The 12,996-nt window shown below is 67.9% G+C and carries 13 protein-coding genes; 9 read left to right on the top strand and 4 right to left on the bottom strand.

Annotated elements, in window-relative coordinates:
• Positions 1-108: 108 nt before the first annotated feature.
• Genes ACWPOC_RS10880 through ACWPOC_RS10870 form a run of 3 tightly spaced genes read right to left on the bottom strand, consistent with a single transcriptional unit; the run spans position 109 to position 2,632 of the window.
• Positions 109-720, bottom strand: coding sequence for a DUF1707 SHOCT-like domain-containing protein (locus tag ACWPOC_RS10880; RefSeq protein WP_059384079.1), 612 nt, complete (start codon positions 718-720; stop codon positions 109-111).
• A 53-nt stretch (positions 721-773) separates the two neighbouring features.
• Complete coding sequence (locus ACWPOC_RS10875) at positions 774-1,430, bottom strand: response regulator (RefSeq protein ID WP_455408615.1); 657 nt, start codon at positions 1,428-1,430, stop codon at positions 774-776.
• Positions 1,427-2,632: a histidine kinase gene (locus ACWPOC_RS10870; RefSeq protein ID WP_120280458.1), complete on the bottom strand. Its 1,206-nt coding sequence runs from the start codon at positions 2,630-2,632 to the stop codon at positions 1,427-1,429. The genes ACWPOC_RS10875 and ACWPOC_RS10870 overlap by 4 nt, the downstream gene beginning before the upstream one ends.
• A 116-nt stretch (positions 2,633-2,748) precedes the next feature.
• Between ACWPOC_RS10870 and ACWPOC_RS10865 the strand changes: the two genes are divergently transcribed.
• Both ACWPOC_RS10865 and ACWPOC_RS10860 read left to right on the top strand, forming a co-directional pair.
• Positions 2,749-3,282, top strand: a complete 534-nt coding sequence (locus tag ACWPOC_RS10865) for a hypothetical protein (RefSeq protein WP_283479358.1) — start codon at positions 2,749-2,751, stop codon at positions 3,280-3,282.
• A 117-nt stretch (positions 3,283-3,399) separates the two neighbouring features.
• On the top strand, positions 3,400-3,858 hold the full coding sequence (locus tag ACWPOC_RS10860; protein ID WP_106201166.1) for a VOC family protein: 459 nt from the start codon (positions 3,400-3,402) through the stop codon (positions 3,856-3,858).
• Positions 3,859-3,867: 9 nt separating this feature from the next.
• Here ACWPOC_RS10860 and ACWPOC_RS10855 read toward each other — a convergent pair whose 3' ends face one another.
• A complete protein-coding gene (locus tag ACWPOC_RS10855; RefSeq protein ID WP_283479360.1) occupies positions 3,868-4,887 on the bottom strand; it encodes a sigma-70 family RNA polymerase sigma factor in 1,020 nt (339 codons plus the stop codon).
• Between the two features lie 186 nt (positions 4,888-5,073).
• Here ACWPOC_RS10855 and ACWPOC_RS10850 point away from each other — a divergent pair, with 186 nt between their 5' ends.
• From ACWPOC_RS10850 to ACWPOC_RS10820, 7 genes are all read left to right on the top strand, one after another.
• On the top strand, positions 5,074-6,510 hold the full coding sequence (locus ACWPOC_RS10850) for an ABC1 kinase family protein (protein WP_455408732.1): 1,437 nt from the start codon (positions 5,074-5,076) through the stop codon (positions 6,508-6,510).
• A gap of 113 nt (positions 6,511-6,623) precedes the next feature.
• Positions 6,624-7,433, top strand: a complete 810-nt coding sequence (locus tag ACWPOC_RS10845) for a crotonase/enoyl-CoA hydratase family protein (RefSeq protein ID WP_455408614.1) — start codon at positions 6,624-6,626, stop codon at positions 7,431-7,433.
• Positions 7,434-7,472: 39 nt separating this feature from the next.
• Complete coding sequence (locus ACWPOC_RS10840) at positions 7,473-8,630, top strand: acyl-CoA dehydrogenase family protein (protein WP_455408613.1); 1,158 nt, start codon at positions 7,473-7,475, stop codon at positions 8,628-8,630.
• A gap of 2 nt (positions 8,631-8,632) precedes the next feature.
• Positions 8,633-10,201, top strand: coding sequence for an acyl-CoA synthetase (locus tag ACWPOC_RS10835; RefSeq protein WP_455408612.1), 1,569 nt, complete (start codon positions 8,633-8,635; stop codon positions 10,199-10,201).
• Entirely contained in the window at positions 10,198-10,806 is a 609-nt protein-coding gene (locus ACWPOC_RS10830) for a TetR/AcrR family transcriptional regulator (protein WP_271039172.1), read from the top strand. The genes ACWPOC_RS10835 and ACWPOC_RS10830 overlap by 4 nt, the downstream gene beginning before the upstream one ends.
• A complete protein-coding gene (locus ACWPOC_RS10825) occupies positions 10,803-11,948 on the top strand; it encodes an acyl-CoA dehydrogenase family protein (protein WP_455408611.1) in 1,146 nt (381 codons plus the stop codon). Before ACWPOC_RS10830 ends, ACWPOC_RS10825 begins: the two co-directional genes overlap by 4 nt.
• Positions 11,945-12,985: an acyl-CoA dehydrogenase family protein gene (locus ACWPOC_RS10820; RefSeq protein WP_455408610.1), complete on the top strand. Its 1,041-nt coding sequence runs from the start codon at positions 11,945-11,947 to the stop codon at positions 12,983-12,985. The genes ACWPOC_RS10825 and ACWPOC_RS10820 overlap by 4 nt, the downstream gene beginning before the upstream one ends.
• The last annotated feature ends 11 nt before the right edge of the window (positions 12,986-12,996 follow it).

The following is a 12,996-nucleotide window of genomic DNA, read 5'->3' as shown; positions in this document are numbered from 1 at the left end:
CCGTCGGTCGCTTCAGCTCCGTGACCGTCGGTCGCTTCAGCTCCGTGACCGTCGGTCGCTTCAGCTCCGTGACCGTCGGTCGCTTCAGCTCCGTGACCGTCGGTCGCTTCAGCTCCGTGGCGTCTCCGGACCGCGACGACCCTCGAGTTCCCGGATCCTCTTCGACGCCTCCTCGAGCCGCTTCTTCCGCTCGGCGGCCTCCGACTTCTTGAGCTCCTCGTAGACCTTCTCGTCGTCGTCGCTGTACTTCAGGATCAACCGCGGAACGCTGAGCGTGACGATCAGCGACGGCCACACGATCCACGCGTAACTCCAGTCGAGAGCGATCTGCAGGACGAGGAAGGTCACGAGCGTGACGCCGATGATGATCCAGTCCAGCGTCTCCACCATGCTGCCGCGTTCGCGGAGCGAGGCCAGTTCGTCCTCCGGAGACTGGGACGCCGCCGCAGGGGAACTGTCGTGTCGGACCGCCGGCGCGGAGGAGTCGTGAATCATCCGGATGTGACCGTCGACCTGTTCGAGGGGCACACCGCCGGGCAGCCCTCGGAACGACGGGAGCAACGCCGAAAACGTTCGCGCCGAGGATATCTCCCCGGATCGTTCGTAGAACTCGGCGCTGTCGAGCCGGCCCGCGGCGTAGTGTTCGCCGAGTGCGTTCAACGCGTGCATGCGTTCGGCGTCGCTGAGCAGCAGGTCGTCGTGATCGGAGTTGCCGGTCATTGCTTTTCCCGCGCTTTCGGAGTCGGTTGTCGAATCCTGGTGCATCCCTGATCCTAGAGCCGATGATCGGGCATGTCCCGGGCGAGGATGGCCGCCTGGATCCGCGATTGCAGTCCGAGTTTGTGGAGCACCCGGGCGACGTGCGTCTTCGCCGTGTTCTCACCGATGCCGAGACGGGTGGCGATCTGGCGGTTGGACAGTCCCTCGCCCAGACACGCGAAGACCTCCTGTTCGCGTGCGGTGAGGGCGTCGAAATCCGGCCCGTCCGGAACACCTTCCCGCCGAGCGGATTTCGAGACGAACGCGTCGATGACGGTTCGGGTGACCTGCGGTGAGAGCACGGACTCCCCGGAGTGCACCGCCCGGATCGCGTCGAGCATGGCATCCGCCGAGGCGGTCTTGAGGAGATATCCGGCCGCCCCGGCACGAAGACTTTCGAAGACGTACTCGTCGATCTCGAAACTCGTCAGCACCAGCACCCGGGCGCTCGTCTCCTCGGTGATGGTGCGGGTCGCGGCGATCCCGTCGACATGCGGCATGCGGATGTCCATGAGGACGACATCCGGGGCGAGCGCGCGCGTCTGCGACACCGCGACGGCGCCGTCGGCGGCTTCGCCCACCACCTCGATGTCCTCGCTCGTATCGAGCAGGAGCCGCAGGCCCGCGCGGATGGCGCTGTGATCGTCGGCGAGCAACACCCTGATCGTCACGTCGTGCTCCTCCTCGCGAGCGGCAGTTGCACGTATGTCCTCCATTCGTTCCCGTCGCGACCCGAGCGGGCGTGCCCACCCACCGCGGCGGCGCGTTCGGCGATGTTGCGCAGGCCGTGCCCGGCGCCGCGGGCCGGTGACGGGTCTGCGGGATCCGAGTCGCCGATCGGGTTCACCACCTCGATCCCGAGACGGCCGTCGGTGTCGTCGAAACGAAGGGTCACCGGCCGTCCGGGTGCATGCTTGACCGCGTTCGTCAGGGTCTCCTGGACGATGCGGTAGGCCGTGAGATCGACCTCCGCGTCGAGGTCTGCGGGTGGACGACCGTCGATCCGGACGGAGGTGCCGGCGGCACGTGCGGAGGCGGTGAGCGGTTCGAGGTCGGCGAGACGACCCGCCGTGGTGATCTCGTCGTCGGTGTCGTCGCTGCGCAACAGGCGCACCATCGACTGCATCTCCTGCAGGGCGGCCACGCTGCCGGAGCGCACGGACTCGAGCACGGTCAGCGCTCTGTCGGGATCGGAATCGCGGAGGCGGAGCGCGGCCTCGCTCTGGATCGCGATCGACGACAGGTGCCCGGCCACCACGTCGTGCAGGTCGCGGGCCAGACGCTGCCGCTCGGTGGTGATGGCGGCGCGACGGTCCAGTTCCGCGACCCGCGAGAGGGCCTCGGCGCGTGCCCGTTCGATCTCGGCGGCGTCCCTATGTGTGCGGACGGATCGGGCCCACCAGATCGGGACGACGATCACGAGCGCGGCGATCGACACGGCCCACACGGCGATGCGCAGTTCTCCGAAGTACACACCGAGCGCGACGGCGCCGACGACGATCGGGACCACCGGGGCGCGTTCGAGGAAGCGACTGGTCCGCGCCGAGCCGAAGAGCGCTGCGGCATACAACAGGTCGCCGTATGCGATCCAGACCGGCAGCGAAGGACCGACGACGAGGTCGACCAGTACCGGAACCGTACCCAGCAGGAGTGCGAGAAGCGGTCGCGTGCGGCGCATCGTCATCGGTGCACACACGCACGCGAGCAGAACGAGCCACACCCACAGCGGCTGCGGCGGCCGGTCCTCGACGAGCACACCGAGATCCAGGGCGTACAACAGTGCGCCACCCGCGAAGTACGCGAGGGCGACGAGCAGGGAGTTGTACCGCGGGTTCACGAATCCCACTCGAATCTCGGATTCACGGTTGTCCACAGCAACGATTCGACCACAACCGGGGGAGGATCAGGGTCGGCGTCACCCGAAGTGATGAGGCATCTGCCGCCCATCGGGCGACGCGCGCGTGGGGATATGCGCGCGATTCTGAGGTCATGTTCAGCCACATCGCCGCCTTCATCGTCGGATGCGAGATCGCGTTCTGGGTCGTGCTCGCGGCCGGACTCGTGTTCCGGTATCTGCTCCGGCTCGGCAGGACGGGTGCGGTGCTGCTCGCCCTGATCCCGCTGATCGACGTCGTCCTGCTCGCGGCCGTCGCCGTGGATCTGCACAACGGCGCGGAGGTCGGCTGGGTCCACCGTGTGGCCGGCATCTATCTCGGTGTGAGTGTCGCCTTCGGCCCGAGCGTCGTCCGGTGGGCCGACCGGCGGTTCGCCTACCACTTCGCGGGTGGTGCGAAACCGGAACGCGCTCCGAAGGAAGGCCCGGAGGCCTTCCGCAAGGAATGTGCGGACTTCGGGCGATGGCTGCTCGCAGCCGGGATCAGCGCGGCCGCCGTGCTCGGGCTCGGGTCGACCGTCGCGAACGGCGAACAGGCCTCGGCGCTGTACGGAATCTTCCCCACCCTCGCCACGATCACGGTGATCTGGCTGATCACGGGCCCGGTCTGGGTGCTCGGCAAGCAGTGACAATCACGTGGCTCCGAGAAACTTCCGGGTGTGCGATGAGTTCTCGCGGGGTGGCCGGTCTGTATCCGTGACACCCACACCGCGTCCCCGCAGGACGAACCGAACACAGGAGAAACCATGTCGCGCATGCTGTTCGTCAATCTCGCCGTCGAGAACATCACCGCCACCCGCGCATTCTTCGACAAGCTCGGATTCACGTTCGACGAGTCGTTCTGCGACGAGAACGCCGCCTGCCTGAAGATCAACGACCAGACCTACGTGATGCTGCTCGAGAAGCAGATGTTCCGGATGTTCACCAACGACGACATCTGCGACACCACGAAGGCCCGCGAGGTGCTGATGTGCGTCTCGGCCGACAGTCGCGAAGGTGTCGACACGCTCGTCGACGGCGCGATCGCGGCCGGCGGCACCGAATGGGTGACCGCCGGGGCCGAGAAGGCGAAGGAGGACATGGGCGACTACGCGTACCAGCGGGCGTTCCGCGACCTCGACAACCACGTCTGGGAGGTCATGTGGATGGACATGGCCGCCGCTCAGCAGGCCGACGCCACGGAAGCTGCGCCTGCCGAGGCGTGACCTTCGACGTCAGCGGGCTGCCGGGTCCTCCGGCAGCCCGAACCTGGCGAACAACCCGGCGGTGTCGTCGGAGAAGAAGACGGTGGCGTGCGTGACCCTACCGTCGACGATGTCGAGCACCTGCAGTTGGAAAGGGTGGTGGCGGCCGTCCTCCCCTCGCATGTACAGCCCGAAGGCCGGCTGGCCGTTGGCCACGGTGGGAAGCAGCACCTGGTCGCCGGGGCCCTTCGCGGGGCACTTCTGCTTGATGAGGGTGACGATCGCCTCGGGGCCCTGGTACCAGCCCTCGAAGGGCGGCATCTCCCAGACGGCGTCCTGGGTGAGCATCTCGACGAGCGAATCGATGTCGTACTTCTCGAAGCCGTCGACCCAGCGCTGCAGCAACGCCTTGGTCTCGGCGCTGTCGGGTTCGGCGAGGTCGTCGTCGCGGACCTGGGCGTCCTTCAGTTGCGCACGTGCCCGCTGCAGAAGGCTGTTGACCGCCGCCGTCGACGTGTCGAGCGCGGCTGCGACCTCGGTGGCGCGCCACTGCAGGACCTCGCGGAGCAGCAGGACCGCGCGCTGGCGGGCGGACAGGTGTTGCAGAGCGGCGACGAACGCGAGGCGGACGGAATCGCGGGAGGCGGCGATGGTGGCGGGATCCGACGGGTCGTCGGTGGCGTACCCGACGGGGAACGGCTCGAGCCACGGCACCTCGGGGCGGGTGACCAGGTCGTCGGTGGGATCGGAACTGGGCGCGCCGAGCCCGGTGGGCAACGGCCGGCGACTGCGACCTTCGAGCGCCGTCAGGCACACGTTGGTGGCGATACGGTGCAACCACGTGCGCAGTGAGGAGCGGCCGCCGAAGTTCTCGTAACCGCGCCAGGCGCGCAGATAGGTCTCCTGGACCAGGTCTTCCGCATCGTGCAGCGACCCGCTCATGCGATAACAGTGGGCGAGCAGTTCGCGACGGAACGGCTCGGCGAGTTCCATGAAATCGGTCGACGTCGATGTCGAACCGGCAGATTCTTCGAGCAGTTGTTCGGTCATGAGCGCGATACCCCCGGCTGGTCGGACCCGAATCCGGTACCCGTCAGAGAGTAGTCGGGGGCACCGACAGAAGACAGATGATCGCCGGGTCTCGATCGGGGCGCCGGATGCAGGTACCGTGCACGAAGTCGCGCCGAGGTGAGCGCGTGGTGGACGGAGTGGGGACAGGTCGTGCACGAGTACACGCTGCGCGAAGGCGTATCCGGAGCGCAGGGGCACAGCAGGCCCGAGCGCAACGGGCCCGTCGGCCCCTTCGCCGAAGGTCTTCCACCCGGTGCCCTGGACGTCGAGCGGCCTCCGCTCGACCGGTTCGGTCCGGCCGAGCTCGGACGGGCAGTGGTCGTCGCCGCCGTCCTGATCGCCTTCGTGGTGTGGGCGGTGCTGCGGTGGACCGTCCGGCCCCGGCAGCACAGCGTCGTCGAAGCGGCCGCGCACGGCACCGTCGACGCCTTCGAGCATCTCGGGCCGACCTTCGTGAAGCTGGGCCAGCTCATCGCCTCGTCGCCCGGACTGTTCCCCGCGGCGCTCGCCGACGCGTGCCTGCGCATGCTCGACGACGTGCCGACCTTCCCCTCCGAGCAGGCCCGCGCGGTGATCGAGGAGGATCTCGGACACCGCATCGACGAGATGTTCGAGTCGTTCGACGATGTGCCGCTCGCCGCGGCGTCCGTGGCCCAGGTGCACGGGTGCGTGCTGCGCGACGGCCGCCGGGCCGTGGTGAAGGTACAGCGACCCGGGATCGCGCATCGCATGCTCGTCGATCTGCGCGCCGCCTACATGGGCGCGAAGCTGCTGCAGCTCTTCGAGTTCTTCCGCATCGCGAACACGCCGGGGATCATCCGCGATCTCTACAACGCGACGATGACCGAACTCAACGCGGCGGTCGAAGCGGAGCGTCAGGATCGCTTCCGCCGCAACATCTCCGCCTTCGGCGACAACACCTACGTCACGGTGCCCGAGGTGTACTGGCAGTGGTGCGGTCCGCGGGTGATCTGCATGGAGCGCCTGCAGGGCAAGCCCGTCGACCGGGTGGTGCCGGGACAGGACGAGCTCGACACCTCCCTGCTCGTACGCCGCGGAGTGAAGGTGTGGATGGAGGCGGTGCTCTGTCACGGCCCGTTCCACGGCGACGTGCACGCGGGCAATCTCTGGCTGCTCGACGACGGACGTGTCGCGCTGCTCGACTTCGGCATCGTCGGCGAACTGCCCGAGAAGTGGCGCGCACTGCTGCGGGCGTTGTTCCGCGCCGCGCTGCTCGACGGGGACTTCACCGCGGTCGCGCAGAGTGTGCGGGCGCTCGGTGTCGCCGCCGACCTCGACGTCGACGACGCGGCGGTCGGCCGGCAGGTGGCGGAGATCTTCGGTCCGCTGCTCGGTCAGGACGTGGGGGAGTTGCGGCTCAGCGAGCTGATCGGTGCGCTCGTCTCGCTCGGACGCAAGTGGAACACGTCGACTCCCGAGGAGCTCGTGTTGTTCGGGAAGCAGCTCGGATATTTCGAGCGCTATGCGACCGCGCTGGCGCCGGGCTGGGTGCTCGGCCGTGATCCCTTCGTCTTCCGGAACATCTTCCCGGACGAGGTAGCCATAAGAATCGCCGAATCGAACGTGAGCCTCCCCGACTGAGGCACGAGCCCGTTGGGTCTTTACAGAATCCGACGCGCCCCGTAATTTGAACGATCGTTCGACCTAATTATGGTGCGAGCCACACACTGGCTACCGGAAGGACCGCGACCGCAATGGCAACTTCGCAGGACGTCGTACTGAGCACGCGCGACGGAAACGTCGTGACCTGGACGATCAACCTTCCGGAGGCGCGCAACCCGATCTCGGGTGACGACGTCGTCGACCGTCTCGTCGAGCTCGTCGAGGAGGCCAACCGCGACATCGACACCCGCGTCGTCATCCTCACCGGTGCCGGATCGGCCTTCTCCGCCGGCGGCAACGTCAAGGACATGGACGAGCGTCGCGGCATGTTCGGCGGCGCACCCCACGCCCTGCGCGAGGGTTACCGCCGCGGCATCCAGCGCCTGCCCCGGGCCATCTACCACTGCGAGGTCCCGATCATCGCCGCGGTCAACGGACCCGCCGTGGGCGCCGGCTGCGACCTCGCGATGATGTGCGACATGCGGATCGCCTCGTCGAAGGCGTTCTTCGCGGAGAGCTTCGTCAAGCTCGGCATCATCCCCGGTGACGGCGGCGCCTGGCTGCTGCCGCGCGCGGTCGGTGCGGCGCGCGCTGCCGAGATGGCCTTCACCGGAGACCGCGTCGACGCCGCGACCGCCCTCGACTGGGGCATGGTCTCGCAGGTCGTCGAACCCGAGCAGCTCCTCGACGCCGCGAACGCGCTCGCCGCCCGCGTCGCCGTCAACCCCCCGAACGCCCTGCGCATGACGAAGAAGCTGCTGCGCGAGGGTCAGCGCGTCGATCTCGACACGCTCCTCGAACTGTCGGCCTCCCTCCAGGCGCTCTCGCACCACACCGAGGACCACCGCGAAGCCCTCTCGGCGTTCCTCGAACGACGCACCGGCAACTTCACCGGCAACTGACCTTCCCCTCTCCTTCCCCCACACCCCAGAGGACAAGCCATGCAGCGGACGATCTTCACCGAAGAACACGAGCAGTTCCGGAAGATGGTGCGCGACTTCATCGAACGTGAGGTCGCGCCGCATCGCGAGGAATGGGACGAGATGGGTCGCCCGCCCCGCGAGTTCTTCCGTCGGCTGGGCGAACTCGGCATCCTGGGAATCCAGGTCCCCGAGGAGTTCGGCGGAGGCGGCGAGTCCAGCTTCAAGTTCAACACGATCGTCTTCGAAGAGGTTGCGCGCGCGGGAGTCTCGTTCGGCTCCTACACCGTGCACGCCTGCCTGATCCTGCCTTACCTGCTCGAATACGCGACCGAGGAGCAGAAGCAGCGCTGGCTGCCCGGCTTCGCCGACGGCTCGATCATGACCGCGATAGCGATGACCGAGCCCGGCACCGGCTCCGACCTCGCCAACATCGCGACCTCGGCGAAGCTGTCCGAGGACGGCACGCACTACATCATCAACGGCGCGAAGACCTTCATCACCGGCGGCGTCACCGCCGACCTCATCCTCACGGTCTGCCGCACCAGCCCGTTCGATCCCGAGAACCGCCGCGGCGGCCTGTCGATCATCGCGGTGCCCACCGACAGCGAGGGCTTCGCGGTGGGCCGCAAGCTCGACAAGATCGGCCTGCACCAGCAGGACACCGCCGAACTGTCGTACACCGACGTCAAGGTGCCGGTCGAGAACCTCCTCGGCGAGGAAGGCGCGGGCTTCGGGTACCTCACCCACAACCTGCCGCAGGAGCGTCTGAGCATCGCCCTGAACCAGGTCGGCTTCGCCGAGGCCGCCATCGCGCACGCGATCGCATACACCAAGGAACGCAAGGTGTTCGGCAAGCCTGTCGCCTCGTTCCAGAACACCAAGTTCGTGCTCGCCGAGTGCTCGGCCGAGACCCAGGCCGCGCGTGTCTACGTCGACCACTGCCTCGAACTGCTCGACCGCAAGGAACTCACGGTCGCCGATGCGGCCCGCGCGAAGCTGTTCTGCACCGAGGTCTCCGGCCGCGTCATCGACAAGTGCCTGCAGCTGCACGGCGGCTACGGCTACATCACCGAGTACCCCATCGCCCGGCTGTACGCCGACACCCGCGTGACCCGGATCTACGGTGGCACCAGCGAGGTCATGAAGACGATCATCTCCAAGGATCTGGGGCTGTAGGGATGTACCCGGGCCGTTACGCCGCGGTCGCCCCGGACCGGCCCGCCGTGCACGAGGCCGCGACCGGACGGACGCTCACCTATCGGGAACTCGAGGACGCGTCCGTCCGGTTCGCGCACTGGCTGCGCGCGCACGACGTCGGCAGGGGCGACCACATCGCGGTGATCACCGTCAACGACCTGACGGTGTTCGAACTGTACTGGGGTGCACTGCGTTCCGGTGTCTACATCACGCTGGTGAACAGGCACCTCGCACCCGCCGAGGCCGCGTACATCGTCGACGACTGCGACGCGAAGGTGCTCGTCGTCTCGGCGCCTCTCACCGAACTCGCCGAGGCGATCGTGCCGCTCACCCCGAAGGTGACGCACCGCGTCGCCTTCGGAGGTCGGGTGCCCGGACATCTCGTGTACGAAGAGGAGGTGGCCGGTCTTCCCGTCACCCCCATGGCGGACCAGCCTCGCGGCAGCGACATGCTGTACTCCTCGGGTACGACGGGCCGCCCCAAGGGGATCAAGCCCGCGCTCACCGGTGCGCAGGTGGGGGACGAGCCGGGTTCGCCGCTGCTGAAACAGGTGCGCCGCTTCGGCTTCGACGAGAGCACCGTCTACCTGTCGCCGGCACCGATCTACCATTCGGCGCCGTTGCGGTACAGCGTGTCGACGCAGGCACTTGGCGGCACGGTCGTGCTCATGGACCGGTTCGATCCCGAGCTCAGTCTCGCGTGCATCGAGCGCTATCGCGTGACCCACAGCCAGTGGGTGCCCACGCATTTCGTGCGCCTGCTGAAACTTCCCCGCGAGGTCCGCGAGCGCTACGACCTGTCGTCGATGCGGTGCGCGCTGCACTCGGCGGCGCCGTGCCCGGTCGAGGTCAAGCAGGAACTCATGCGGTGGTGGGGCGAGATCGTCTACGAGTACTACTCCGCGACCGAGGCGATCGGCAACACCCTCGTCACCCCGCAGGAGTGGCTCGACAAGCCCGGAACGGTCGGGAAGACCGGCGGCCCGGGCACACTCGGCCTGGCGCGGATCTGCGACGAGAACGGCAACCGGCTGCCCACCGGGGAGATCGGCACCGTCTACTTCGAGCGGGACGACTTCTCGTTCGAGTACCACAAGGATCCGGAGAAGACGGCGTCCACCAGGCACCCCTTCGAGGGCAACTGGTACACGACCGGCGACATCGGATATCTCGACGAAGATGACTATCTGTTCCTCACCGGAAGGGACAAGTTCACGATCATCTCGGGTGGGGTGAACATCTACCCGCAGGAGATCGAGAACGTGCTCGCGCTGCACCCGTCGATCGCGGATGTCGCGGTGGTCGGTGTGCCGGACGCGGACCGCGGTGAACGTGTCGAAGCATTCGTGCAGCTCGTCCCCGAGTCAGCGGGATCAGACGAGCTCGAGGACGAGATCATCGGGTTCTGCCGGGAACGCCTCTCGCGTTTCAAGTGCCCCCGGCACGTGCGGTTCGTCGACGAACTGCCGCGCACGCCGACGGGCAAGATGGTCAAGGGCAGGCTCGGCGAGCTGATCGCGCAGTACGCCGACACGGGAGCATTGTCGTGAGAGTGCTGTCGCCGAAACAGCGCGTCTTCATCGAAGCGGGCCGGAAGGAGTTCGTGCGCAACGGATACGGCTCGTCGTCGATCCGGACGATCGCGCAGGAGGCAGGCGTGAGCTTGTCCGCCCTGTACTACCACTACAAGAACAAACAGGATCTGCTGCTGGCGATCCTGCTCGACGGCGTCGACACCTACGACGCGGTCTGCGACGCCGAACTCGCCCGCGTCGGCGACGATCCGGTCGAGCAGATCCGCGCGTTCGTCAAGGGGAACGTCATCTTCCGCACCCAGTTCCCCGAGCAGGGTCGCATGATCGCGACGGAGGTGCGCAACCTCGAACCCGAGGGTGCGCGACTGTACGAGGAACGCCGGCGCGCCGGTCGGCGACGGATCCGCGACATCATCGATCGCGGTGTCGCACAGGGCGTCTTCACCACGAAGTACCCCGACGACTGCCGCCGGTCGATCCTGGCGATGGTCTCGGCGATCGCCAACTGGTACGACCCTGCGGGCCCGGACGGCCCGGACGAGATCGCCGAACGCTACGCGGACCTGTCGCTGGCGCTGCTGTGTCCCACCATCACCGGTGGAGAAGGAGATTCACGATGAGTGCACGACTCGTGCCGAGGGCGGGCACCCCCGACCCGGCACTGACGGAACTCCGTGCCGAGGTACGGGCGTTCCTGAAGGAACAGATCGACGCGGGCGTGTTCACCCCGGGCATCGACACCTGGCTGACGCGATGGAACCCCGAGTTCACGCGCGCGCTCGCCGCTCGCGGCTGGGTCGGCATGACGATCCCTGTCGAGTACGGCGGACACGGACGCACCTTCATGGAACGCTTCGTCGTCACCGAGGAGCTGCTCGCGGTGGGTGCTCCGGTCGCCGCCCAATGGGTCGCCGACCGCCAGGCCGCACCGTCGCTGCTGAAGTACGGCACCGAGCAACAGAAGAAGCGGTTCCTGCCGGGCATCGCGGCCGGTGAGATCTGCTGGGCCATCGGCATGTCCGAGCCCGACTCCGGATCCGACCTCGCGAGCGTCAAGACGAAGGCCACGAAGGTGGACGGCGGGTGGCGGATCTCCGGCACCAAGCTGTGGACGTCCGGGGCGCACCACGCCGACGCCTTCTTCGGCCTCGCGCGCTCCGCACCGCTCGATCCGGCGCACCGCCACGACGGGCTGAGCCAGTTCATCGTGCTGCTCGACTCCCCGGGCGTGACCATCCGCCCGATCCTGTCGATGTCCGGCGACCACCACTTCAACGAGGTGCTGCTCGACGACGTCTTCGTCCCGGACGACCTGGTGCTCGGGCAGATCGGTGCCGGTTGGGAACAGGTGACGAGTGAGCTCGGCTACGAGCGCAGCGGTCCCGAGCGTTTCCTGTCGACCTTCGGGGTGCTCGAATCCCTCGTACACGGTGTGGCCGACGGCAGCGTCGAAGCGGACACCCGCATCGGAGCGACCATCGGGCGCATGGCGGGCCTGCACCGCATGTCCACCGCGGTCTCCGAGTCCCTCGAACGCGGCGAGAACGCCGAACTCGCGGCGTCTGTCGTGAAGGTACTCGGCACGAAGACCGAGGGCGACCTGGCGGACCTCGCCGACGAGATCGCGGGATACACCGCGGCCGACACACATCTGGCCGAGCTCGTCCGGGCAGGCGTCATGCAACGACCGGGCTTCACACTGCGCGGCGGCACGAGCGAGATCCTCCGCGGGGTCATCGCACGAGGATTGGGGATGAGATGAGCGGGCAGGACGCACTGCAGTCGACGGAACTGCGCGACTTCGCACAGATGCTGTCCGAGGTGTTCACCTCGGGTGACGATCACCGCATCGGTGAGGTCGTCGAACTCGATCGTGCCCTGTGGAGCACCCTCACCGAGCTCGGCCTCGATCGGCTCACCGGTTCGGAGGAGAGCGGCGGAAGCGGCGCGGGATGGCTGGAGGCCGCACTGCTGCTCGAAGCCGCCGGCAGCGCCGCTGCTGCCGTGCCGGTCGCCGAGAACGATCTGCTCGCGGGCTGGCTCCTCGAACAGGCGGGCCTCGATGCGGCGCCGGCCGTGCGCACCGCTGCGGTGCTCGACGCCGACGGCCGCGCGCGCCACGTGCCGTGGGGCCGGTTCGCGGATTCGATCGTCGTGCTGTGGCAGTCGCCGCAGGGATGGCAGATCGCCGATGTCGCACGCGACGACGTCGAGATCGTCGAGGCCGTGAATCTGGCCGCGGAGCCTCGCGATCACGTGCGCGTCGACCTGTCGGCACTGTCGGGACGCGACGTTCCGGCGGGCACCGCCGACGAGTTCCGCTACCGGGGCGCGCTCGTCCGCGCACTGGCCACCGCGGGTGCGATGGATCGGATCCTCGAGCTCGTCGTCGAACACACCACCGCGCGCGTGCAGTTCGGTCGTCCGCTGGGCAAGTTCCAGGCGGTGCAGGCGCTCGTCGCCGACATCGCCACCGAGGCCTCGCTCGTGCACGCCGCCGCGGATGGCGCAGTCGATGCCGTTCTCGCCGGAGGTTTCGGTGACGCGTCGACCCGCTTCGCGATCGCAGCGGCCGCGTCGTGCGCCGGACATGCGGCCTCGGTCGTCGCCCGCAACGCGCATCAGGCGCTCGGTGCGATCGGCTTCACGATGGAACACGAGCTGCATCGGCACGCCAACCGGATCCTGTCGTGGCGCAGCGAATTCGGCACGGTCGCGTCGTGGGATTCCGAACTGCTCGCCGCGGCCGGCGAGGCCGGGGACGTGTGGGGGTTGATCACGGGCGGCCCCACCCGCTGAGGGCGTTCGTC

It is taken from the genome of Rhodococcus sp. 5G237 (genome assembly GCF_053764735.1).
This window is presented reverse-complemented; position numbering and strand designations above follow the sequence as displayed.